The sequence below is a fragment of the Parazoarcus communis genome, from assembly GCF_003111645.1.
GTDB lineage: Bacteria > Pseudomonadota > Gammaproteobacteria > Burkholderiales > Rhodocyclaceae > Parazoarcus > Parazoarcus communis_A.
Map to the genome: position 1 here is coordinate 1,908,906 of NZ_CP022187.1, position 21,779 is coordinate 1,930,684.

Genomic DNA, 21,779 nt, shown 5'->3' on the forward strand with positions numbered 1-21,779 from the left:
TCTCCTGCCCCGGCGGCTCTGCCGGCGGCGTTGCTGATTTCAGCGAAATCGAGTTCTCGGGCTTCAGGCAGCATTTGCAGTCCTCCAGCGCCAGCCTTTCCTGCCCGGGTTATCGGGGGGGATGGAGCCGAGAACGGGCAGCCCAAGTTCGTTGAACAGGTCGTCAGCAGAGCGGATTCGTGCGTTGATCAGTTCGAGCAGGAGCGCAACACCGCAACCCAGAGCGGCGCCGAATACGCAGGCAAGCAATGCGTTCAGCAGCAGCCTGGGGCTGGAGGGTGACGACGGGACTGTGGCCGAGGTCAGCACTGCGATGTTGGTCTGTTGCGTCTGACTTTCGAGGTTGGTCTGCATCAGCCGCTTCGTGACCAGATCGTAGGCATTCTGTGCATTCTCGACGTCGCGCTGCAGCACTGCGATACGGTCTCTGTGCGCCTTGAGTTCAAGCAGGCGGGCCTTCTGCGCCTCGACCGCGGACGCGATGTCGGCCTCGCGCGCAATGCTGATGCGCTCGCTTGTGCCCAGCGAGCGTGCGATGCGTTCAGTTTCGATTGCAACGCGCTGGCGCATCGACGCCAGTTCGGCATCGATTCTCGCCAGATCCGGATGGTTGGGCCCGAGCCTGCCAATGACCTGTTCGCGCTGTGCCTCGATACGTGCGACATCGCCCTTGAGCGACGACACCAGCGGGCTCTGAACCACTTCGGGAAGGGATTCGGCCGAGCCCGACTGGCTTTTCCGCGAGCGGCTGTCGACCTTCTGACCCTGCACGGTGACAAGCTGACTCGACAGCTCGGCCATTCGTGCACTTTCGACGTCGAACCGCTCGTCCGAAGCCACGATGCCGTGCTCCTGCTGATAATCGGAGAGCTTCTTGCGCGCGATCTCGACCTCGTCGCGGAGACCCTGCGTACGATCATTAAACCAGCTTGCATACTGCTTCGCCGGCTCGACCTTGAGCTCCAGCGTCGTTTCGATATAGGCCTCGGCGAAGGCATTCGCGATGGTTGCGGCAAACTCCGGATCGGCTGCCGTGTAGCTGATTGAGATGACGCTGCTTTCGCGGGAGGGCCGCACATCGAGCCCCCTGCGCAACGAATCGCCCAGCCACGCCTGCAGCGAACCGACGCCATCAGTAGCCTCCCGCCAGCGCTCCTGGAAAGCCGGCAGGCGATCCATGCCGGTTCTGGAGACAACCTGCTGCGCCACACGGCTCGACGCGATGATGTCCACCTGGGTCGAAATGTAGCCCGACATGGTCTGACCGGATGACGACGACGCAAGCAGCGGGTCGCCGCGACTGCCATCGACGACCACGGAAGCGTTGGCCGTGTACTTCTTTGGCAACGCGAGGCTGACGCCCATCACGACCACGACGACGCCCACGAAAATGGCAACCACCGTCCATCGCCGCGCCAGAAGAATCTGAAAGAATTGCTGAAAAGTCATGTGCGGTCCCCTGGTCAGAACAGGCTTTCCTTCACGTAGATGACGTCATCTACCTGGAGCAGGTCGTCGAGTTCAGGCTCGATCACTTTCAATACGCCGTCCGCGCCACGGCGGTGAACTCGAAGCCCCCGAATGGTGCCGCGCGCCGTCGTACCGCCGCCCACGGCCAGCCCCTGCATGACGCTCATGCCGCGCTCGAGGCGAAACGCGCCTGCACGCTGAACCTCGCCGTAGATGTAGAACACGGGGGCACGATGAACGTAGATCAGGTCGCCCCCGGAAACGACGGCGTCGTTTGCAAGATCGCCATTCATGAAGAGTGCGGGGATGTCGATTTCGCGGCGGATCTGCTTTCCTTCACGGACGCCCACGAGGACGACCGTATCTGCACCATTGGGCGAGATACCCCCGGCGATGGCGAGCATGTCGGTGAGTCGCAGATTGGCCGTTTCCATCGGGAAACGGCCCGGACGATTGACCTGGCCGAGCACCGCGACCTGGTTGCCACGGATCTGCATCGGCAGGACATTGACCTGGGGCATGAGAACGAAACCGCCTTCGCGCAAGCGGGTCGCGATGGTGTTCTCAGCCTTGGTTGTACTCTGGCCACCGACGACGATCGAGCCGATCAGGGGAAAGGTGAGCGTGCCATTTTCCGACACCCGGGTCTCGGTCGTAAGGTCAGGGTTCTGGAATACCGTGATGCGCACAATGTCGCCGGGCCCGAGGACATACTCCCGCTCTGCCGCGGCCGACGCCGCGCCAATGAAGCCGAAGACGAGAAGCAGCAGTGTGGCGAGGAAACGGGATGGAGAAGAGGTCATAGTTTTCGTATCTCGGCTCGGAAGGTTTGAACCAGTTGTATTGAAACCGCCGGCACATCAGCTCCGGCATCGGGGCTTGCAGGGAGCCCCACCATGGGGCGGAATCTAGTTGAGACCCGCAGCCCCCTTCTCCAGCGCAGAACCCGACCCGGCAATCGACCGGGCGGTCTCGGGCAGCGCTTCGGGCGCCGCAACCTTTGCGCCGTCATCGGCCGCAGCAGCGGCAGTAGCAAACTCGCCCACGTATTCAATCCTGGCGATCTCGCGCAGACGCTTGAGTTCGGCCTTGGCAAGTTCGACCTTGGCCTGATTGAGCAGATATTGCTCGATGAAGGGCTCGGCCTTCGCACGATCGATCGGCTCATCACGGTAGCCGGCAAGAAACAGAATCAGGGCACCGTAAGGCGTGCGACTGACGGCTGCCTGCCCCGTTTCAAGCTGCACCAGTCCGTTGAGCACTTCCATGGGCAACTGCTCTGCAGGCTTCGTGCCGTCACCGGCCGTAAACGGAATGCTTTTCTCGGTCAGCCACCGGGACACCTCCTCAGGCGTGCTGGCCCCCCGGACGGCATCCCGCAACTCCGCGTAGCGCTCAGCCGGAATGCGAATGCTGAGTTCGCGGAGATCATAGATGCGACGCTTGGCAAAGAGACCCGGATTGGCCTCATAGAACGCGCTGACTTCCGAAGCGCTGGGACGAACGCCAAAACCCGCCACCTGGTCGGCATAGGCCCGCGCCAGGATCTCGCGCCGCGCGGACTCGATGGCCTGCATGACCTTGGGCGTTCGGTCGAGCTTGCGCTCTTTCGCCTGCTGAACCAGCAACTCCTGATCGATGAGGCGCTCGAGCGCAGCTGCGCTGGCCTGCTTGACCTGATCGGCGGGCACATTTCCGGAGCGCATCAGCAGTTCATTCAGCTGATGAACGGAAAGCTCTTCCTTGTTCACTTTGGCGGCGACCTGAGACGCAGGCTTGGAGGTGCTTTTTTCAGCGCCGCAGCCCGACAGCAGTCCGATGACAATCACGGCAAGCAAGGGCGCCACTCGAACGGGTTGGAACATTAGCTGACCTCGGATTTAATAAACCAGGCTTATCGAACTTCACACTGACAACGCTCACGTAACGTCAGCATAACAATCCGCCGTTTAGCGTCGATGACAGACTTCACATTCCGGAATCATGTTTCACAACGCCCTCCAGCAAACTGAAAGCAAACTTCGGGCCGACACGACCAAATCGTGCTGCAATGCAACTGTATTCAAGGGAAGGATCGCTTGACCGGTCGGGAAGCACGCACCAAAAAGGCATGCTGTACGCACTTTGTTTTGCAGTGCAACATAACAACATCATGAAAGCGCGTCAAGCTGATGGCATCACACTGCAGAATACCGATCCACGCGCACCGCACATGCCATCAGGCACTGGCAGGGTGCATGAAGCAGAAAAATGCACCACCTTGGAACCGGACTCGAGTCCTCAGAAGGCAAACTTCCCGGACAACCAGATGGATGTCGCCCTGTATTCGCTGGCAGCCACCGCAGACGACCGTCGAGACCGATTAAGACCAACACTCAAGCTGAGCGCGCGCATCGCCTGGTAACTGAGATTGAACCCATAGGTCGTTGTTCGATAGTCGCCCGCATCCACAAGGCCATCGTAGCCAAGCTCCGGGTCACCACCGTAATCGCGGGTGCGGACGTCGAAGATGCCCCCGAGGCGGAGTTTGTCGGAGATCGCCCACGTTGGCGCAATGGAAACAACGCGCGTAACCGCATAATTCGCCGCCAGGTCTTCTTCGGCACCGATCTCCCGCCGCCACGAAAGCGTCACTGCAGTTTTGGCCGTTGGTACCCACTGCAGGGCGAGACGCCCGGTATAGCCCTGAAAGTCCCGATTGGGCGCCGAGTCATAACTGCGGTCGGTGACACCGAAATAGCCTGACAGGCGCAACGCCCCGGTCAATCGCCAGTCACCTGAAACACGCACATCACGCTGCTGGTAATCGCGAATCGAGCCCGTTATGTCGGCTCGGTTGGGGTAGCGACCGACGGTCTGGCGCGCGGTAAACACCACACGATTACCCGAGGAAGGACGGTAGGTGACGTTCACATCCACATCCCGACTATCGAGCTCCGACTCCGGGCTGGCATTGTCCAGATAGGTGTAGCTCAACCGCGAAGCCCCAACCCCTACGGCCCAATCGGGATGAATCCAGTAGTTCGCGCTCGCGGCGGTACGCACATTGCGACTGATGGTCTGGTTTGAGCCAGCCGTATCGTCAAAGTCAGTCATCGCTTCGCTGTAGCTGTGACTGAGCGCCCCGCTCCAGTGGTTGCCCAGCTGCCAGTCCCACGCCAGCCTGAGACTGGGCGCGCTGTAATCAAGCCCATCGTGAACCGCGTAGGCTGAATGCCTGACTGCGAGATCGGCCTGCAAGCGCTGACGACTGTAAACCCGGTCGAATGCAGCCGTAACGGCCGTCACACTGATGGTGTCGCCACGCTCACCGCCCTCCGGCTCCTCGCCATCTGCAAGTCGATAGAGGTTGTCATCACGGGTGACAGTCTGCGACACACCGAAGTTGATCGCATCGGCCTCGTCAGCCCAGGCCGGCGCATGCGCCACGACCAGCGCTGCGAAGGCTGCGACCTGAACAGCTCCGGTTCGATAATTGCTTGTCGTATCTGCCATGGCTCCGGAGTGTATCGACTCCCCTGTTACATTCTCGAGTGCGCTGCACAGCCTTCATCCTGGTGACATCTTCAGCCTGCAGACTCTCCCGGATTCTGCACGAGCCACCCCCTCAAGTCACGATGAACATACTGCACAGCATCAAAACAATGTGTCGGATTATTTTACACTTCGCCACCTTTGACACTGCATGACATTCGTTTACGGACCTTACCGCAGTGCACAAGCAACTGATCGCGATCACCTTTGTACCAGACGCCCTCACCTTGGGCACAGTTCATGCTTTTCATCTCTCAGCGCTGACTGGTGATCAACAGATCTTCATGGCACGGCGCCAACAGCACGATGGTCGTTAATACCCCCGAACCCCATCAGGAGATTTTATTCATGAAGCTCAAAAAATCAGTCGCAGCCCTCGTTCTTGGACTGAGCCTCGCAGGTAGCGCCAGCGCCGCAGTCTATGATTTGGGCACGATCACCCCGGGCACGGTCCTCAGTGACTTCAGCAGCACCTTCGCTTCCGGAACCAGCTTCACCGACACCTGGAACTTCTCGATTGCCACCCCTCTCGAGTCGGCCGGCTGGATCTCCAACGTGATCCTGGGAACGTGGTACAACATCACCGGACTGAGCGCGAGCCTGTTCACGTCCAGCGGTATCGAGCTTTACGACCTGAACGCGAATCCGGCGAGCACGGCCGACACGCTCTATGGGTCAGGCACGTTTGCAGCCGGCAACTACTACTTTGAGGTGTCCGGTACCGCAACCGGACCAAACGGTGGTCTGTACGCCTTTTCCGTGACCACTCAGCCGGTGCCGGAACCGGGAACCTACGCAATGATGCTGGCCGGTCTCGGACTGATCGGCGCAGTGGCCCGCCGCAGGATGGGCGACAAAGCCTGACGTTCGGAACCACCGCAGATCGTTCATCTGCGGCAAGCTGAAATACGCGGATCGCGGCCAGCAACTGGCCGCGTCTGCACTTACCCCATCTGTGCCGGTACTTCGTTACCGAAAAGGCCAAGCACGGCGCCAAAAGCGCCCCTTCAACACCTGTGCAAGAACTCGCAATGCTATACTCTAAGCATGTTGCATAGCAGCAATGACTAGGAATAATGCATATGTTCGCGGCCATCGACAGACAGAACGTACTTCGTAGAAGCAGCTTCACACTGACGAGTGCGATCGAGGCATTTCTTGATCCTGCGATCATCGTTTCCGTGCTGCTTTGCAGCGCACTTTACTTCAATGACCGCATGGGTCCTCACTACCTGATACTTTGCGCGCTCTCTTTCGCGCTCAGTTTTCCGGGTAACGTCGCCTTTCATGAAATACCGCGCAGGATGCTGCGCAAGCAATTCTCCAACTGGTTGCTGTTCGTCGGCATCCTCGGCACCTTTGGTGTCGTGTCCGGTTACGTCCATTACTTTCCGCAGGACCTGCTCCTGAGCTGGGCTGTGATTACGCCGTTCGCGCTGATTGGCAGTCATGTGCTGGTGCGCTCCACCCTGCCGCGCGTCATCTCCATGGGGCAAAACCAGCGGGTCGCGGTGGTTGCGGGCGTGAACGACATCGGCATTCGCCTGACGCAGCAGTTTCGCGACAACCCCTACCTGGGCACGAAGGTGCTGGGCTTCTTCGACGACCGCAGCAGCGACCGTCTGCAGCCGACGAATGGCGTGCCCATCCTCGACACGATGAGTCGATTGGCCGAATTCGTTAAACGCCACCACGTCGAAGCGATCTACCTCGCGCTTCCGATGGCAACCCAGCCGCGCATCCTGCAACTCCTCGATGACCTGAAAGACACAACCGCGTCGATCTACTTTGTGCCTGACATTTTCGTGACCGACCTGATCCAGGGTCGCCTCGACAGCGTCGGAGGCATGCCGGTCGTTGCGGTTTGCGAAACACCGTTCACCGGCTTCAGCGGCGTGATCAAGCGCGCATCGGACGTGTTGCTGTCAACGCTGATCCTGGTGATGCTGACGCCGATCATGGCCGCGCTTGCGGTCGGGGTAAAGATGTCCTCCCCCGGCCCGGTGATCTTCAAGCAGCGCCGTTACGGGCTCGATGGCAAGGAGATTCTTGTCTACAAGTTCCGCTCGATGACTGCCACCGACAACGGTGCGGTGGTGAAGCAGGCCACCAAGAACGACCAGCGCATTACCCCGTTTGGTGCCTTCATCCGCCGTACCTCGCTGGACGAGCTGCCGCAGTTCGTGAATGTGCTCCAGGGCCGCATGAGCATTGTCGGTCCGCGTCCGCACGCGGTGGCGCACAACGAGACCTACCGCAAGCTGGTGAAGGGCTACATGGTGCGGCACAAGGTGAAGCCGGGCATTACCGGCTGGGCGCAGGTCAATGGCTACCGTGGCGAAACCGAAACGGTGGACAAGATGGAAAAGCGCATCGAGTACGACCTCGAATACCTGCGCAACTGGTCGCTGAGCATGGACCTGTGGATCATCATCAAGACCGCTCTGCTGGTCATCAAGGACCGTAACGCCTACTAAGCTGCCAGGCGCGGCGCCAGATCAGGCGCGCGCGCCTTCCGCGCCCAGTGCCGGCAGCACCAGCCGGAACACGGCCCCCGGGCCGGTGTTGCGCAGTTCGATGTAGCCGTGGTGCTGGCGTGCCGTCTGATAGGCCAGATAGAGCCCGAGCCCGGCGCCACTGCCAACGGCGCGCGTGGTGAAGAACGGCTCGAAAACATGCTGGGCGATTGCGCTGTTGATGCCCGGCCCCGTATCTGCAATCTCGAGCCAAGCCAGGCCGCCCGAGCAGCCGGTGCTGCAGCGAACCACCCCCCCCTTTCCGGCCACGGCCTTCACGGCGTTGTCGAGCATCTCGTCGATTGCGACTGCGAGGCCACGCGGTGAAACCATGGCGACCGCATTGGCCTCGCACGACACATCGAACTCGACCTCGGTCGGGGCGCTTGCCTTATAGGTGAGCAGCACTTCGTCGATGATGCGATGCAGTTCGGTGGGCTTCGGTTCTTCTTCGGCGCCACCTGCGCTGCAGCGCAGGGCTTCGACGATGCGGTGGATGCGCTCGAGGCCGGCGCGGGACTCTGTAAGCAGTTGCGGCGCGTCTTCGCGCACGAAGTCGCGGTCGGCGCGCTCGCAGGCGGTATTCCACGCAGCGGCGGACGCGCCGTCGGCAACGAGTCTGTCGGCTTCCTCGCTGAGCTTTACGAGTTGCTCGCAGTAGCTGCCCAGCGCGTTCAGGTTGCCGCCGATATAGCCCAGCGGGGTGTTGAGTTCGTGCGCCATCCCCGCGGCGAACTGGCCGAGGGCGGCCATTTTTTCGGACTGGACGATTTCTTCCTTGGCCGCTTCGAGGTGGCGCACCGCGTCCTGGAGATCGGCGGTGCGCTCGGCGACGCGCTGTTCGAGTTCGGCCTTGGCCTTGATCAGCTCGGCATTGCGTTCGGCCACCGTGGTGTAGAGGGTGTGCACGGCGCTGACCAGCGCCCGGTTGGCGGGGTCGGCGGCGGTTGCATCCTGATCATAGGCGTCGGCCGCGCTGACGCCTTTTTCCATGGCGTGCAGCTGGCGTGACATCGACATGTCGATGCCTAGAATGTGAAGCGCAAGCCAGCTCGAAACGTAGCGCAGCAGTTCTGTCAGGACGCTGCCCTGGCCGGATGCGATCGCAGCGGCGAGGGCGTCGATCTGCGCCACAAACTCGGCATGCGCCGCGCAGTGACTCTCGAAGTGGCGCCGGTCGATTCCGCGCGCCTTCATCATCTCTTCTTCGGTGCGGAAATGCAGGATGGCATAGCGGCCGAGGCCGTCCATGACGTGATCCAGCTCGGCCGCGGACAGGCTGCGTCCGGTCGCAAGACGTGCGCCGAGCTGATTGACCAGGCCGACCAGCTTGAAGTGCTGCTCGTCGACTTCACCGAGACCTGTTTCAAAATAGTCGGCCCATATGAATGGGCCGCCGGATGCGGCGTGTTCGGTGCTCATGTCTTTCCCGTTTGATAGGTGACTAGGCAACAGAGACGATGACGGCTCGCCCCTCCGTGCGCTCGAGGCGCAACAATTGCTCGATGATCGCGTCATCGATGACGAAGCCCTTGCTCAGCAGCAGGTAGCCGTCCGCGTGGATCAGGTCTCTGGCCAGCACCATGCCGGCCTTGAGCATTGCGGGGCGCAGGCGCTGCTCTGTGTTCGCCCGTTCGGCTTGCAAGAGTACGCCTACGCTGACGAAGGCATCGACCACGGAAGGGTCGTAGCGCTTGCCGCGGCTGGCGACGATGAAATCGAGGGCATCCTTCGGGCTGAGCGTGCGCCCGACCATGGTGCCGAGCTGCAGTGAATCGAAGGCGTTTGCCACTGCGAGGATGCGTGCAAGGTGCGGAATCGCCAGGCCGGCACTGCCATCAGGGTAGCCGGTGCCGTCGAAGTGTTCATGATGGGCGCGCACGATGGCAGCGGCTTCGCGCAGCGGCGAGATGCCCATCAGCAGGGTTTCAGCGCGGGTCGGATGCGTCATGACCACACTGCGCTCCTCCGCATGCAGCGTGCTGTATGGCTTGGAGAGGAGCTCGTCGGGCAGACCGATCTTTCCCATGTCGTGCAGCATGGACGCAAGCACCAGGGTTTGCTGCTCGGCATCGCTCACGCCCAGCTTGCGTGCGATATTGCGCGCGAGATCGGCGACGCGCCGCCCGTGTCCCTTGAGAATCGAACTGCGGGACTCGATCAGCTCGCAGAACACCCGTACCGTGCTGGTATAGGACTGGCGCAGGTCGCGATGCGCCTTGTCCGTGGCCGCGAGGGACTCGCTCAACGCCTTGGTGCGGGCCTGGACCCGCGCCTCGAGTTCGGCGTTGAATTGCCGCAATTGCTCGTTCTGTTCGGCGATGGTCTTCGTCATGCGCTCGTTCTCGAGCTTGAGAAACTTGTGCGCGAGGGCGTCGCGCACCAGCATCTTCAGTTCGTCATCCACCCACGGCTTGGAAACATAGCGATAGATCTGGCCGCGGTTGATCGCTTCGATCGTCGAGCTCATGTCGGCATAGCCGGTGAGCAGAATGCGGACGGTGTCGGGCCAACGCTCGCAGGAAGTGGTCAGCAACTGCGCACCGCTCATGCCGGGCATGCGCATGTCCGACAGAATGAGATCCACCGGTTCGGCGGCAAGCAGCTCGAGCGCTTCGTCGCCGCTCTCGGCGGTGAGCACCCGGTAACCCTGCGGCCGGAACAGTCGGCGCAGACTGGACAGAATGTTGGCCTCGTCGTCCACCAGCAGCAGGGTGGGCGGCGAAGGCGTATCGACTGCGGGGGCGGCGGGGGTCGTGGTCATGTGTTGATCCCGGTGTCGGCGGGCTTGAGGGTGTCGGGTGGCTGCAGTTCAGTGAGCGGCAGCTCGATGGTAAAGGTGCTGCCCTGCCCCGGCACGCTGGTGGCAAAGAGCCTGCCGTGGTGCTGACGGATAATGTCCTGCGCCAGCGACAGCCCGAGTCCGGTGCCCTTGCCTGCAGCCTTGGTGGTGAAGAACGGCGCAAAGATGCGGTTGAGGATGTCGGGCGGAATGCCGCTGCCGGTATCGGCAATGCGGATGAGCACCTTGTCGCCCTCGACCGCTGTCACGACGGTGATCGTGCCCTGGGTCTCGATGGCCTGCGCCGCGTTGGCAAGCAGGTTGAGGAAGACCTGGTTGATCATCGAGGGCACGCACCAGACTTCGGGCAGCTCACCGTATTCGCGGATGACCTCGGCCTTGTGCTTGATCTCGTAGCGCAGGATGTTGATGGTGGAGTCCAGCCCGCGATGGAGATCGGCAAACTGCCAATCCTGCTCGCCCACTCGCGAGAAATCCTTGAGGTCGCGAGCGATGCGCTGCACGCGGTCGAGCCCGTCGCGGCTCTCCGCGAACAGCGCCGGGAGGTCTTCGCGCAGGTAATCGATGTCGGCCGCGACATACTGCGCCTCGGCCGCCGCCAGCGCCTGCGCCGGATCGTCCGAGGCGGCCGCGGCATGGTAGGCCGCGATCAGGCCGAGCATATCGCCGACGTTGCGTTCGAGGGTGCCAAAGTTGGTACTTACGAAGCCGATCGGCGTTTTCAGTTCGTGCGCAACGCCGGCGGCGAGCTGGCCGATGGCGGCGAGCTTTTCCGACTGTACGAGCTGAACCTGGGCGCCTTCGAGCTGCTGGTTGAGGCGCACGGTTTCGGCGAGCTGTGCCTTCAGGACCGCTTCGTCCTGACGCCACTGGCTGATGTCGCGCACTGTGCCGAGGATGCGCGCGGGTTCGCCGTCTGCGTTGCGCTCGATAAGCTGCCCCCGGACCTGCATCCAGCGGTATGCGTAATTGGGGTCGCGCATGCGCAGGTCGCAGCAGAACGGCGTACCTTCGTCGCGGAAATGCGCACGCAGGTGCTGGCGCAGACGCCCAATGTCATCCGGATGAACATGATTGACGAAAGCTTCGCTATCATCGCCAAAGCCGCCATCGTCGTAGCCAAGCAAGGCGTTGAAACGGGGGCCATAGAACACCTTGCCGTCGCGGATGTTCCAGTCCCACACGCCGTCGCCACCGCACTCGAGGGCAAGCTGCCAGCACGCCCCGGAAGCATCGGCGCCAGTCGCCGACCAGCACGAGGGCAAGGGTGGCGAGAGCAATCTCGGAGGAGCGGAGGCGGCCATTATTCGTGTTTCCGCTTGATGGATATCAGGCGAAGATACCGGCAGCGCGAGCTAAAATCCAGACATAGGGCCTCACCTGAGATCAAGGAAGCTCAAGCGTGATAAAGGAACTGATGAATTCGGGCGGGGATCAGGGCGTCACGATCGACCCGGCACGTCTGTGCCCGGGGCTGTTCGTCCGGCTCGACATGGGCTGGATGGCGCACAACTTCATGTTCAATCAGTTCCGGATCACGACCGACGCGCAGGTGCGAGAGTTGCAGGCGCTGGGGCTGAGCGCGATTACGTTTTACCCGGCGCGAAGCACGGCGCGGCCGCTGGACCTTGCGGGCGGTGTGCCGTCCGGGGGGACGGAGGCAGGCGCGGGCCCGGCGGGGGAAGACATTTCTCACGCGGCGGGCGCCGAGGGCGCGGCGGGCGCGGCGGGCGCGGAGGAAGATCCGGGGGCAGGAAAAGGTCTGCCGCAAGTCGAGGACGGCTCCGGAGGGGCGGAAGAACAGGCTGCGCCGCGAGTGAGTGAGAAGGAGGTGCAGGCGCAGCGGCTGGCGGCTCGGCGGGCGGAAATTGCGCAGTGCGAGCGGCGCTATGCGGCGGCAGCTGCGGGGGTGAAGTCGGTGATGCGGGATGTCTTCCCGGCCGGCGACAAGGCGGTGAGCACCGCGCGCAAGCTGGTGGGTGATACGGTGGATGGGCTCGCCGAGACGGGCGAGATCGTGATCCACCTGATGAACGAGAAGCTGGCCGACGAAACTGCGTATTTCCACGTGCTCAACGTGATGGTGCTGTCCATCCTGCTTGGGCGCGAGCTCAAGCTGCCGCCGGAAATTCTGCTGGTGCTCGGCGAGGCGGCGCTGTTTCACGACATCGGCAAGCTGAAGGTGCCCGAATCCGTTCTGCGCAACGACAAGCGCAACCGCCACGAGGAAGACTTTTTCCGCCTGCACACCACCTATGGCCGCGAGATTGCACGCGACCTCGGCAGCTTGGCTGCTGCGGCCTGTGACGTGATCGAGTATCACCACGAACAGATGGACGGCAAGGGCTACCCCAAGGGGCTGAGCGGGCAGCACGTGCCGCTGCTGGCGCGACTGGTGGGCATCACCAACCATTACGACAACCTGTGCAATCCGCTGAGCCTCGATGCGGCCATGACGCCGGCCGAGGCGCTGACCCACATGTTCCGCAACGAGAGCGAAGCCTGGGACAAGGCCATGCTGCAGGCTTTCATCCGCCTGCTCGGGGTGTATCCGCCAGGATCGCTGGTACAGCTGTCGAACGGAAACATTGCGCTGGTGGTGGCTGTGAACCACGCCGACCTGCTGCGCCCCTCGGTGATGGTGTTCGACCCGTCCACACCGCGCGAGGACGCGCTGGTGGTGGACCTTATCGAACATGCAGATGTGGAGATCGACGTGGTGCTCAACCCACGCGAGCTCGATCGCGCCGCACTCGCCTATCTGTCACCACGGCGCAAGATGAGCTATTACCACAGCAAACGCACGCAGTAGGCACCAAGGCCTGGCGCTACCTGACGGGGTCGCCGTTGCGCAGGCAGGCGGCGATGGCAGTGGCGATGCCGTCGGCCATGCGCGCCTGTCGCACGGGGTCGCGCAACAGCAGTTCTTCATCCCGGTGCTTGATCACGCCCGCCTCGAACAGCAGCGCGGGCATGCTGGCGTGGCGCAGGACGGCGAGACCATCGTAGTAATGCACCGCATGGGCGGCATCGGCATAGGGGCGGCGACGCGCGTTCTTGTGCGTGGGGACGAAACCCAGCCGCTGCAGCCGCGCCCCTGCCACGCGCGCGCACAGCAGGCTGCGCGGCAGGTCGGGATTCTCGCGCGAGACGAATAGCGAGTGACCGGCGAACTCATCGTTGAAGTCGAGCGCCAGACCGTTCCACGTCCACGGCTGCAGCTCGTGCGCGGACACCGAGTCGTGATGGATGGAGATGAACAGCTCGGCACCTTCGGCCGCAGCTTGCGCGGGCCGGGCACGCAGGCTGGGGATCTCGCCGTCTGCGTTGATGACCCGCACCGTCAGCCCGCGCTCGCGCAGCGCGCTCACCAGTTGCCAGGCCAGATCGCGATTGAACTCGAACTCGCTGCGCCCCCTGGCACTGGTCGCCCCGCTGGCCGCGAGGGTGTGGCCGATATCGACCGCAACGGTCTGCGCCTGCGCCCCTGCCATGAACAGCGCAAAGATCAGGCCGGCACGGAAAAACGTCTGGAGCAAGATGAAAACCTCGGTGCGTGAAAGGCCGCAGTGTGTAACGCCAGCATCGTATACGCCATCCACGATAATCCTTATGCACAGCCGCCGCGAAGCCCGCGCGGGTTGTTGCGACGCAGCGCCCAACGCGGTAAAAAAAGCATTCAAAGAATCAAAGGGGTCAGAGTCGTTTGAAATTTCAAACGACTCTGACCCCTTTGATTGCAATCCGATATGGAGCCCTGCCATGAGCCGTAGCCTGCTGATTCGAAACGCCCTCCTCCTTGCCACCATGGACGATCAGCGTCGCGAGATCGGGAATGGCTGGGTGCTGATTCGTGGCAACCGGATCGAGGCGCTGGGCGAAGCCGGGGACGCGCCCGACACCGCGGACGAGATCATCGACGCCAGCGGTTGCGTGGTGACGCCGGGCCTGGTGAACACGCACCATCACATGTACCAGACCCTGACCCGTGCGGTGCCCGGTGCGCAGGATTGCGAACTGTTCGGCTGGCTCAAGCGCCTGTACCCGATCTGGGCGAGGCTCACACCGGCGATGATCCGGGTATCGACGCAGACGGCGATGACCGAGCTGATCATGTCCGGGTGCACGACCGCGTCGGACCACCTCTACATCTATCCGAACGGCTGCACGCTGGACGACTCGATCGAGGCCGCCGCGGAGATCGGCATGCGCTTTCATGCCTGCCGGGGTTCGATGAGCGTGGGTGAATCCAAGGGCGGCCTGCCGCCCGACCGCGTGGTGGAGCACGAATCCGCCATCCTGAAGGATTCCCAGCGTCTGATCGAAGCGTGGCACGACCCGGCGGACGGGGCCATGCTCAAGATCGCGCTGGCGCCATGTTCGCCGTTTTCGGTGTCGCAGGATCTGATGCGCGAATCCGCGGTCATGGCCCGCCACTACGGTGTTGGCCTGCACACCCACCTGGCCGAGACCGTGGGCGACGTGGCCTACAGCCGCGAGCGTTTTGGCCGCACCCCGGCACAGTACGCCGAAGACCTGGGCTGGACCGGTGAGGGCGTGTGGCATGCGCACTGTGTGTGCCTGGACGACCACGGCATCGACCTCTTCGCCCGCACCCGCACCGGGGTGGCGCACTGCCCTTCGTCCAACATGCGCCTGGGCTCCGGCATCGCTCCCATCCGCAAGATGATCGACGCCGGCGTGCCCGTGGGCCTGGGGGTGGATGGATCGGCCTCGAACGACGCCGGCCATCTGCTGCTGGAAGCACGCATGGCGATGCTGCTGGCGAGGGTGCGCGACACTGGCGACGGCAGCGGCGACCCCGCCGCACTGAGCGCGCGCCAGGCGCTGGAGCTTGCCACCCGCGGCGGTGCTGCAGCCCTCGGACGCCGTGACATCGGCCACCTCGCACCCGGCATGTGTGCCGACCTCGCGATCTTCGACGTCGCCGGCATCGCCCACGCCGGTGCCCTGCACGACCCCCTTGCCGCCCTGCTCTTTGCCGCGCCGGCCGGCGTCCGGCACAGCATCATCAACGGCCGCCAGGTCGTGCGCGACGGCGAATTGCTGACCGTCGATACACAGCGCCTGACCGAAATGCACAACCGCATGGCCCGGGTGCTGCTCGAAGACTAGGCGGGCCGACCGACGCACGCCGAGATCGATAGCCCCCGCAGGCATATAAACTAAACTTTTTATTCTTTTGAAGTCTTTCCGCAGTGCGGTAATTTAGCGCGATCAGAAATCCGTCGCGCAGAAGAACCGCACCATGCAGGTCCCCGAGACTTACCACGCCCTGATTGTCGGCCTCGTGCTGATCGCCCTGTTTGCCTGCTTCGCACGCGAGTGGCTCAAGCCCGACGTCGCGGTGATGGGCGCGGTGGCTTTGCTGATGGCGATCGGGCTGCTCGACCCCAAGCAGGTGCTCGGCGTGTTCAGCAACAGCGCCCCGATCACGATTGCCTGCCTGTTCATCATCAGCGGCGCGCTGAGCAAGACCGGCTGCGTGGACCGCATGGGTGAGTGGATCGGCTCGATGGCGGGAAACAGCGAGCGCCGTCTGCTGCTGGCGATGATCGCGGTGGGGCTGTTCGTGTCGCCCTTCATCAACAACACGCCGGTGGTGATGGTGATGATTCCGGCGGTGATCGCGATGGGCAGCCGTTACGGTGTGGCGCCATCCCGCCTGCTGATTCCGCTCTCGTACGCAACGATTCTGGGCGGCATGATCACCATGGTCGGCACCTCGACCAACATCCTGGTCGATGGTGTGGCGCGCAGCCACGGGCTGGCGCCCTTCCGCATGTTCGAGATCAGCCCGGCGGCAATCTTGCTGGCGCTGCTCGGCTGTGCCTTCATGCTGTGGTTTGCCCCGCGTCTGCTGCCGGTTCGCGAAACCCTGACGCAGCAGTTTACCGGCAGCGGCGACCGCCTGTTCATGACCGAACTCTTCGTACCCGAAGGCTCGCGCCTGGCCGGACGCACGCTCAAGGATGCGCGCCTGTCGAACGGCGTGATCAAGGTGCTCAACCTGTTTCGCGGCGACGAAGAGATCTCGTCGCCCTCGCCCGACACCACGCTGATGGTCGGCGACCGCGTCGTGGTTCACAGCCGCAGCAGCGCGATGATGGACCTGCGCAGCAGCACCGACCTGATCGGCCTGCAGGCACAGGGCGCAGACCCTCACGACCTCGAGACCCTGCGCCGGCGCGGCGTGGTGATGGTGGAGGCGATCGTGGGCCAGACCTCGCGCTATGTGCTGCGCCCGATTCGCGACCTTGACCTGGCCGCACGCTACGGCATTCACCTGATCGCCGTGCATCGCAAGAACGCGTCGATTGCCGACATTGGCGACGACTTCCAGCTGCAGTTCGGTGACGTGCTGCTGGTCGAAGGCACACCGGCCCAGATCAAGCGCTTCTGCGAGAACGGCGACCTGTTCGCGATTACCGACGGCAAGGCGCCGGTGAACAACCACCGCAAGGCGCCGATCGCACTCGCCACCATCGTCGGCGTGATGGCGCTTGCCGCCTTCAACGTGATGCCGATCGAAGGCCTGGCCATCATCGGTGCCGTGATCGTGGTGGCCACCGGCTGTCTGCGCGCAGACGAGGCCTACAAGTCGATCGAATGGCCGATTCTGGTGCTGATCTTCGGCATGCTGGCGATGAGCATCGCCATGCGCGACTCCGGACTGGACAAGCTGCTCGCGGGCAGCCTGGTCAATATCGGCGGCGACCTGCCGCCGTGGATGATGCTGTCGCTGGTGATCCTGATCACCTCGATCGCGACCGAGTTCATCAGCAATAACGCGGTGGCGGTGCTGTTTACACCCATCGTGATCGGCATCGCGGAGCATATCGGCGTCGATCCGCGGCCCTTCGTGGTGGGCGTGATGTTTGCAGCCAGCGCGAGCTTTGCCACCCCCATCGGCTATCAGACCAACACCCTGGTGTACAACGCCGGCAACTACCGCTTCACCGACTTCGCCCGGCTCGGCGTGCCGCTCAACCTCATCGTGTGGATCAGTGCGACGGTGCTGATTCCGCTCTTCTGGCCGCTGGCACGGGTCTGAGCCGGCGTTTCACGACATCCTGACTTAAGGCAGCAGACACCCTTCGTGTGCCCCTGCCGCCGCGCGCCTTGCCCTTCCGCCACGTCCCGCCACGCGCGGGGGCTGGAGCCGCAGTCGCACGCCGTACCCGCCCCTGCACCGTATCAGCGCTGATACACATTCGGTTTCAAGGCTGCGTTCGCCGCTCGTACGGGCCTCAGGCCGCGTTTGAATGCCATGAGAATGCGAATCACGGCCCCGTGCCCCCTGAGTCTGTAACAAACCTGTACAGATCACGCCTGTCCGCGCCGCGATTCTCACCCGAATTTTCGCAAAACCTCCATATATCTCAGCCACTTGAAGAGGATGGCACGAGAGCTGCTGATGATGAACCCGAGGTGGGACCTCTTGCCCCGCCCTCAAACGGCTCAGAGGAGGAAATCATGAAACTCAGTCTGCTATCAGGTGCAATCGCACTGGCGTTCGGATTTGCCACGCAGGCCATGGCCAACCCGACCAATACGGTCAATGAAGCAACTGACTCAAACACGCAGACGGCTACGGCGACGTCGACGCAAGGCGGCACCGGCCCACAGGCGAATGAGTACGCGACAGCGAAATGGGACAGCAGCACGTTCACGGACAGCAGCAACAACTCCGATAACAGCAACAACTCGGACAACAGCAATAACTCCGACAACAGCAATAACTCCGACAACAGCAACAATTCGGACAACAGCACCAATGGCATGGCGATGGCCAAGGACTACGGCAATGCGGCCGCGGTCAATGGCGCGACAGCCTCTTCGGCGATGACCGACTCCTTCAATACGACGAAGGCGATCGCGATGACGAAGCTCGACGGCATGGTCACCAAGATCCAGGTTCATGGCTTGGGCAACCACGCAATGAACATGGGTAGCGTCAATGGCGGCGACGGTGGCAAGGCTTACGGCGGCGACGGCGGCAGCGCGACTGGCGGCAATGCCAGGGGTGCCAACGGTGCCGACGGCGGCAAGGCCTATGGCGGCAATGGCGGTGATGGCGCCTCCGGCGGCAGTGCAACAGCGGGCAACGCCGACTCCGGCTACGTGAAAGGCGGCAGCGGTGGCGACGGCGGCCTGGCGAAGAACGCCACGGGCGGCAACGGTGGCGAAGCCTCGGCAACGACAGGTAACGCACGCGCAAACGACTCCGCGACAGGTGGCAACGCCATGGGCAAGGTCGGTGGCGCGACGGCATCCGGCGGCAAGGCCTATGCCAAGGACAGCGCCTCTTCGGGCAGCGCATCGGGTAGCGGCGGCAACGGCATGGCGTCCGACAAGAGCTATGCAGGCGGCGCAATGGCCGGCAGCAAGGCCGGCGGCAGCGGCGCCGATTCGGGCTCTGCAGACGCAGGAAGCTCCTGGGCCAAGGCTGCTGATGGCACCGCCCGGACACGTGGCGAGGGCAACGACCCGGCTGACGTAGCCAACCGTGCCACCTCGACCAGCGGTTCTGGCGGCACGTCCGGCGCAGCAACCTCGACCGGCGGCACGTCCGGCGCAGCGACCGCAAGCGGCGGTACCAGCACGCAAACCGCGACGGCCACGGCTGGTGCAGGCACGGCGACTGGCGGTGCAGCCACGTCCGGCGGCGCAACGGCCACGGCAGGCGCAGCAACCGCGACGGCGGGTACCAACACCTCGACCGGCGGTGCGGCGAGTTCGAGCGCCACGGCGACCTCGGGTAACAGCTCGGCCAACGGTGGCGCAGGCGGAATGGCCTCCAACACCGGCGGTGCTGGCGGTGACGGCGGTGCAGCCACCAGTGGCAGCGCGAGTGGCGGTGCAGCGACCGGCGGTGCTGGCGGTGCTGGCGGCTCCGGCCAGGGCGGTAGCGGTGGTGCTGGCGGTGCTGGCGGCACGGTGACCGCAGGTGCGGCAACCGGTGGTGCTGGCCAGGGCGGTAACGGCGGCGCTGGTGGTGCTGGCGGTGCGGTGACGGTGGATGCGGGACACTTCAACCTGTCCAACTCCATCAGCGGCAGCTTCACCAACGGTGCTGGCATCATCCTCAATTCCCAGAACACCGGGATTGGTTCGCTGGTGCAGCAGAGTGCCAACGTCCAGGCCAACCTGACCCTCAGGTAAGCCTGAAAACGATGCCGGGTGGCTCGTCCAGCACCCGGCATCCATGCACGATATGCAGCATAGGAGGCTGACCATGAGACCCCATCTGTCCATGATCGCCCTGGGCATTGCACTGGCTGTGACATGCAGCTCGCCTGCCTCGGTGCACGCAGAAGTATTCGTGCCGACCGTCACCGACGAGACGCGCAACGATTCGATCGGTCTTGGAAGCGCCCCCCTTGACGAGAGCGTGCTGGAGAACCAGCGGGGCGGCTCGGATCTGCATCTGAGCGAGATTCGCGCTGTTGGCAACGTCAGCGAGGTGGAATCGCACAACGTCATCACCGGCCACAACATTGTTTCGGACGGTGCGCTTGCAGGCGCATCCGGCATGCCGATGTTCATTCAGAACAGCGGTAATGGTGTGCTGATCCAGAACGCAGTCATCCTCAATGTCGAGGTGAAGTAAAGGAGCATGACGATGAAACGCATCGTGCTCCGTTCAGGCCTTTTGATCGTCGTGGCGATAGTGCAATCACTTGCCGCCACGACGGCCTTCTCCGACCAGCTGAGATTTCACGCTCCGATGGGCGGCCAGCTGACGGTGCCCACCGTCAGCCTGAAGGAAGCACGTTTTCTGTCGACCCTGCGCCAGCAGTACGACTTCAGTTGCGGCTCGGCGGCGGTCGCCACCCTCCTCACCCACCACTACGATCAATCGGTTGGCGAATCCAGAGTGTTCGAGGTCATGTACGAACACGGCAACCAGGAGAAGATCCGGCGTGAGGGGTTTTCGATGCTTGACATGAAGCGCTACCTCGATCATCTCGGCTATCGCGCCGAGGGGGTGGAGGCAACGCTCGATCAGCTGGCGTTGGCCTCCGTGCCCGCCATTGCACTGATACAGGAGAACGGTTACGCACACTTCGTTGTCATCAAGGGCGTGCGCGATGGCAAGGTGCTTCTGGGCGACCCGGCGCTCGGCACGCGCGTGATGAAGCGCCAGGCGTTCGAGAAAATATGGGTCAACAGCATCCTGCTGGTTGCACGTAACCGTGTCGGCATGGCCCGCTTCAACGACGAATCCGACTGGCGCGTGCAGCCAAGCGCGCCGATTGCACGCGGTCTCGACCGCAACATGGCAGACGTGCAGTTGCTTCGTCGCGGCCCCTGGGATTACTGAGGACACCGCGCCATGAAGAATTCAATGAACGGACGCACCTCGGCCCTGATCACGACGGTCGCCACGCTCACTGCCTTGTGCGCAAACCTTGCACAGGCGCTGGGCGAGGAAGAAGAGCTTTCTTCAGTAATGGCCGGCGACGGCGTCACCAGCATCATGGACGTGACGAGCGTTGCCACGCGACAGGGCTTTCATCCGGCAAACTGCAGCAGACACGAAGTTCCGCCGGCAGAGTTGCTGGCACTGGCCGACTGGCCGCTGGACGATACCCCCACCTGCACCCAGGGCCGCGCCGTCGCGCGCGCTGCGCCTGTCGTGGAGGCGACGATCCGCCCCGTCCGGGCAATGGCAGAGGTCGTTGAAGCGAGCATTCTCACCCCGCGTGAGGTGCTCGACCGCTACGGCGACACGCCCTTGCCCCTGGCTGCAGCGACGCCTGAGCAAGGGAAGCTGAACGCACGCAGCGGGCTGGCACGTGGCGATGAGGCTGGCAGAATCGCAGCCGTGCCGGCGCCGACCGCAGCAGGCTTGGCTCCCCCGCCCCCGGTGTCGGCGCCGGTCGCCGTCGCCTCGGTGGTGGAGGACAGGACCGCCGGCGAGCTGCCGGTCGCCATCCCACCGCTGATGAAAGCGGAGAAGGCTGATCGCACCATCCATCGCCCCTCACCCGAGACGCTGGTACTGCGTCGCGCGATCCGGCTTGCGGAGGCGCCGGCCGTTGATGAGAACCGGCTCGACAAGCTGCGTGGCGGCTTCGAGACACCGTCGGGGCTGAGGGTGTCGTTCGGCATCGAGCGCGCGGTGTATGTGAATGGCGTACTCAGCAGCGTGACCAGCGTCAATCTTGCCGATCTGGGCAACATGACCGGACGCGGACTGCCCGAAGGCAGCACACTGGCCGTGATCCAGAATGGTCCGAACAACGCGTTCATCGCCAGCGGCCTGAACAACAACGCGCTGGCCACGGTGATCCAGAACTCGCTCGACAATCAGAACATCCGCGCGGTGACCACGATCAATGCGTCGGTCAATAGCGTGGAGATGCTGCGCAGCGCGCAGATGAACAGCTCGATGCGCGACATGATGGTGCAGTCCCTGCTGCGCTGAA

At 63.2% G+C, this 21,779-nt stretch carries 17 protein-coding genes; 9 read left to right on the top strand and 8 right to left on the bottom strand.

The genetic code is table 11. From position 1 onward, the window contains the following. Window positions 1-63: 63 nt before the first annotated feature. The 4 genes from epsF to epsL form a co-directional block, all read right to left on the bottom strand. Window positions 64-1,449, bottom strand: a complete 1,386-nt coding sequence (gene epsF / locus CEW83_RS08660; protein ID WP_108948984.1) for a chain length determinant protein EpsF — start codon at window positions 1,447-1,449, stop codon at window positions 64-66. Between the two features lie 14 nt (window positions 1,450-1,463). Beyond that, window positions 1,464-2,273 (bottom strand): polysaccharide export protein EpsE, encoded by an 810-nt coding sequence (gene epsE / locus CEW83_RS08665; protein WP_108948985.1) that lies wholly within the window; start codon window positions 2,271-2,273, stop codon window positions 1,464-1,466. 105 nt (window positions 2,274-2,378) lie between these two features. Continuing rightward, a complete protein-coding gene (locus CEW83_RS08670; protein WP_108948986.1) occupies window positions 2,379-3,335 on the bottom strand; it encodes an EpsD family peptidyl-prolyl cis-trans isomerase in 957 nt (318 codons plus the stop codon). A 415-nt stretch (window positions 3,336-3,750) separates the two neighbouring features. Next, window positions 3,751-4,965 carry an XrtB/PEP-CTERM-associated polysaccharide biosynthesis outer membrane protein EpsL gene (gene epsL, locus CEW83_RS08675; RefSeq protein WP_108948987.1) on the bottom strand — a complete coding sequence of 405 codons (1,215 nt, stop codon included), beginning with the start codon at window positions 4,963-4,965 and terminating at the stop codon, window positions 3,751-3,753. A gap of 387 nt (window positions 4,966-5,352) precedes the next feature. Between epsL and CEW83_RS08680 the strand changes: the two genes are divergently transcribed. Beyond that, window positions 5,353-5,868: an FxDxF family PEP-CTERM protein gene (locus CEW83_RS08680; RefSeq protein WP_159099426.1), complete on the top strand. Its 516-nt coding sequence runs from the start codon at window positions 5,353-5,355 to the stop codon at window positions 5,866-5,868. A 218-nt stretch (window positions 5,869-6,086) separates the two neighbouring features. Next, entirely contained in the window at window positions 6,087-7,481 is a 1,395-nt protein-coding gene (locus tag CEW83_RS08685; RefSeq protein ID WP_108948989.1) for an undecaprenyl-phosphate glucose phosphotransferase, read from the top strand. Window positions 7,482-7,502: 21 nt separating this feature from the next. On the opposite strand, the gene CEW83_RS08690 is transcribed toward CEW83_RS08685, so the two are convergent. The 3 genes from CEW83_RS08690 to CEW83_RS08700 are packed head-to-tail and all read right to left on the bottom strand — an operon-like array spanning window position 7,503 to window position 11,627. Beyond that, on the bottom strand, window positions 7,503-8,942 hold the full coding sequence (locus CEW83_RS08690) for a bacteriohemerythrin (RefSeq protein WP_159099427.1): 1,440 nt from the start codon (window positions 8,940-8,942) through the stop codon (window positions 7,503-7,505). A 22-nt stretch (window positions 8,943-8,964) separates the two neighbouring features. Next, on the bottom strand, window positions 8,965-10,284 hold the full coding sequence (locus tag CEW83_RS08695; RefSeq protein WP_108948991.1) for an HD domain-containing phosphohydrolase: 1,320 nt from the start codon (window positions 10,282-10,284) through the stop codon (window positions 8,965-8,967). Continuing rightward, complete coding sequence (locus CEW83_RS08700) at window positions 10,281-11,627, bottom strand: sensor histidine kinase (protein ID WP_108948992.1); 1,347 nt, start codon at window positions 11,625-11,627, stop codon at window positions 10,281-10,283. The genes CEW83_RS08695 and CEW83_RS08700 overlap by 4 nt, the downstream gene beginning before the upstream one ends. Window positions 11,628-11,725: 98 nt before the next feature. Between CEW83_RS08700 and CEW83_RS08705 the strand changes: the two genes are divergently transcribed. Continuing rightward, window positions 11,726-13,135 (top strand): HD-GYP domain-containing protein, encoded by a 1,410-nt coding sequence (locus CEW83_RS08705; RefSeq protein WP_159099428.1) that lies wholly within the window; start codon window positions 11,726-11,728, stop codon window positions 13,133-13,135. A 16-nt stretch (window positions 13,136-13,151) separates the two neighbouring features. Here CEW83_RS08705 and CEW83_RS08710 read toward each other — a convergent pair whose 3' ends face one another. Then, window positions 13,152-13,817, bottom strand: coding sequence for an N-acetylmuramoyl-L-alanine amidase family protein (locus CEW83_RS08710; RefSeq protein WP_108951289.1), 666 nt, complete (start codon window positions 13,815-13,817; stop codon window positions 13,152-13,154). Window positions 13,818-14,085: 268 nt separating this feature from the next. Here CEW83_RS08710 and CEW83_RS08715 point away from each other — a divergent pair, with 268 nt between their 5' ends. From CEW83_RS08715 to CEW83_RS08740, 6 genes are all read left to right on the top strand, one after another. Next, window positions 14,086-15,459 (top strand): 8-oxoguanine deaminase, encoded by a 1,374-nt coding sequence (locus CEW83_RS08715; RefSeq protein ID WP_108948994.1) that lies wholly within the window; start codon window positions 14,086-14,088, stop codon window positions 15,457-15,459. A 133-nt stretch (window positions 15,460-15,592) separates the two neighbouring features. Beyond that, window positions 15,593-17,398: an SLC13 family permease gene (locus CEW83_RS08720; RefSeq protein WP_108948995.1), complete on the top strand. Its 1,806-nt coding sequence runs from the start codon at window positions 15,593-15,595 to the stop codon at window positions 17,396-17,398. Between the two features lie 422 nt (window positions 17,399-17,820). Next, window positions 17,821-19,509, top strand: coding sequence for a hypothetical protein (locus CEW83_RS08725; RefSeq protein WP_108948996.1), 1,689 nt, complete (start codon window positions 17,821-17,823; stop codon window positions 19,507-19,509). 73 nt (window positions 19,510-19,582) lie between these two features. After that, window positions 19,583-19,957: a hypothetical protein gene (locus CEW83_RS08730; protein WP_199915247.1), complete on the top strand. Its 375-nt coding sequence runs from the start codon at window positions 19,583-19,585 to the stop codon at window positions 19,955-19,957. A 12-nt stretch (window positions 19,958-19,969) separates the two neighbouring features. Then, window positions 19,970-20,671 (top strand): C39 family peptidase, encoded by a 702-nt coding sequence (locus tag CEW83_RS08735; RefSeq protein ID WP_108951290.1) that lies wholly within the window; start codon window positions 19,970-19,972, stop codon window positions 20,669-20,671. 12 nt (window positions 20,672-20,683) lie between these two features. Next, complete coding sequence (locus tag CEW83_RS08740; protein WP_159099429.1) at window positions 20,684-21,778, top strand: hypothetical protein; 1,095 nt, start codon at window positions 20,684-20,686, stop codon at window positions 21,776-21,778. Window position 21,779 lies beyond the last annotated feature (1 nt).

What these genes read in the sequence shown, in the direction of transcription:
- epsF (WP_108948984.1), bottom strand. Translation starts at nt 1,449, where the DNA reads ATGACTTTTCAGCAATTCTTTCAGATTCTTCTGGCGCGGCGATGGACG.
- epsE (WP_108948985.1), bottom strand. Translation starts at nt 2,273, where the DNA reads ATGACCTCTTCTCCATCCCGTTTCCTCGCCACACTGCTGCTTCTCGTC.
- CEW83_RS08670 (WP_108948986.1), bottom strand. Translation starts at nt 3,335, where the DNA reads ATGTTCCAACCCGTTCGAGTGGCGCCCTTGCTTGCCGTGATTGTCATC.
- epsL (WP_108948987.1), bottom strand. Translation starts at nt 4,965, where the DNA reads ATGGCAGATACGACAAGCAATTATCGAACCGGAGCTGTTCAGGTCGCA.
- CEW83_RS08680 (WP_159099426.1), top strand. Translation starts at nt 5,353, where the DNA reads ATGAAGCTCAAAAAATCAGTCGCAGCCCTCGTTCTTGGACTGAGCCTC.
- CEW83_RS08685 (WP_108948989.1), top strand. Translation starts at nt 6,087, where the DNA reads ATGTTCGCGGCCATCGACAGACAGAACGTACTTCGTAGAAGCAGCTTC.
- CEW83_RS08690 (WP_159099427.1), bottom strand. Translation starts at nt 8,942, where the DNA reads ATGAGCACCGAACACGCCGCATCCGGCGGCCCATTCATATGGGCCGAC.
- CEW83_RS08695 (WP_108948991.1), bottom strand. Translation starts at nt 10,284, where the DNA reads ATGACCACGACCCCCGCCGCCCCCGCAGTCGATACGCCTTCGCCGCCC.
- CEW83_RS08700 (WP_108948992.1), bottom strand. Translation starts at nt 11,627, where the DNA reads ATGGCCGCCTCCGCTCCTCCGAGATTGCTCTCGCCACCCTTGCCCTCG.
- CEW83_RS08710 (WP_108951289.1), bottom strand. Translation starts at nt 13,817, where the DNA reads ATGGCAGGGGCGCAGGCGCAGACCGTTGCGGTCGATATCGGCCACACC.
- CEW83_RS08715 (WP_108948994.1), top strand. Translation starts at nt 14,086, where the DNA reads ATGAGCCGTAGCCTGCTGATTCGAAACGCCCTCCTCCTTGCCACCATG.
- CEW83_RS08720 (WP_108948995.1), top strand. Translation starts at nt 15,593, where the DNA reads ATGCAGGTCCCCGAGACTTACCACGCCCTGATTGTCGGCCTCGTGCTG.
- CEW83_RS08725 (WP_108948996.1), top strand. Translation starts at nt 17,821, where the DNA reads ATGAAACTCAGTCTGCTATCAGGTGCAATCGCACTGGCGTTCGGATTT.
- CEW83_RS08730 (WP_199915247.1), top strand. Translation starts at nt 19,583, where the DNA reads ATGAGACCCCATCTGTCCATGATCGCCCTGGGCATTGCACTGGCTGTG.
- CEW83_RS08735 (WP_108951290.1), top strand. Translation starts at nt 19,970, where the DNA reads ATGAAACGCATCGTGCTCCGTTCAGGCCTTTTGATCGTCGTGGCGATA.
- CEW83_RS08740 (WP_159099429.1), top strand. Translation starts at nt 20,684, where the DNA reads ATGAAGAATTCAATGAACGGACGCACCTCGGCCCTGATCACGACGGTC.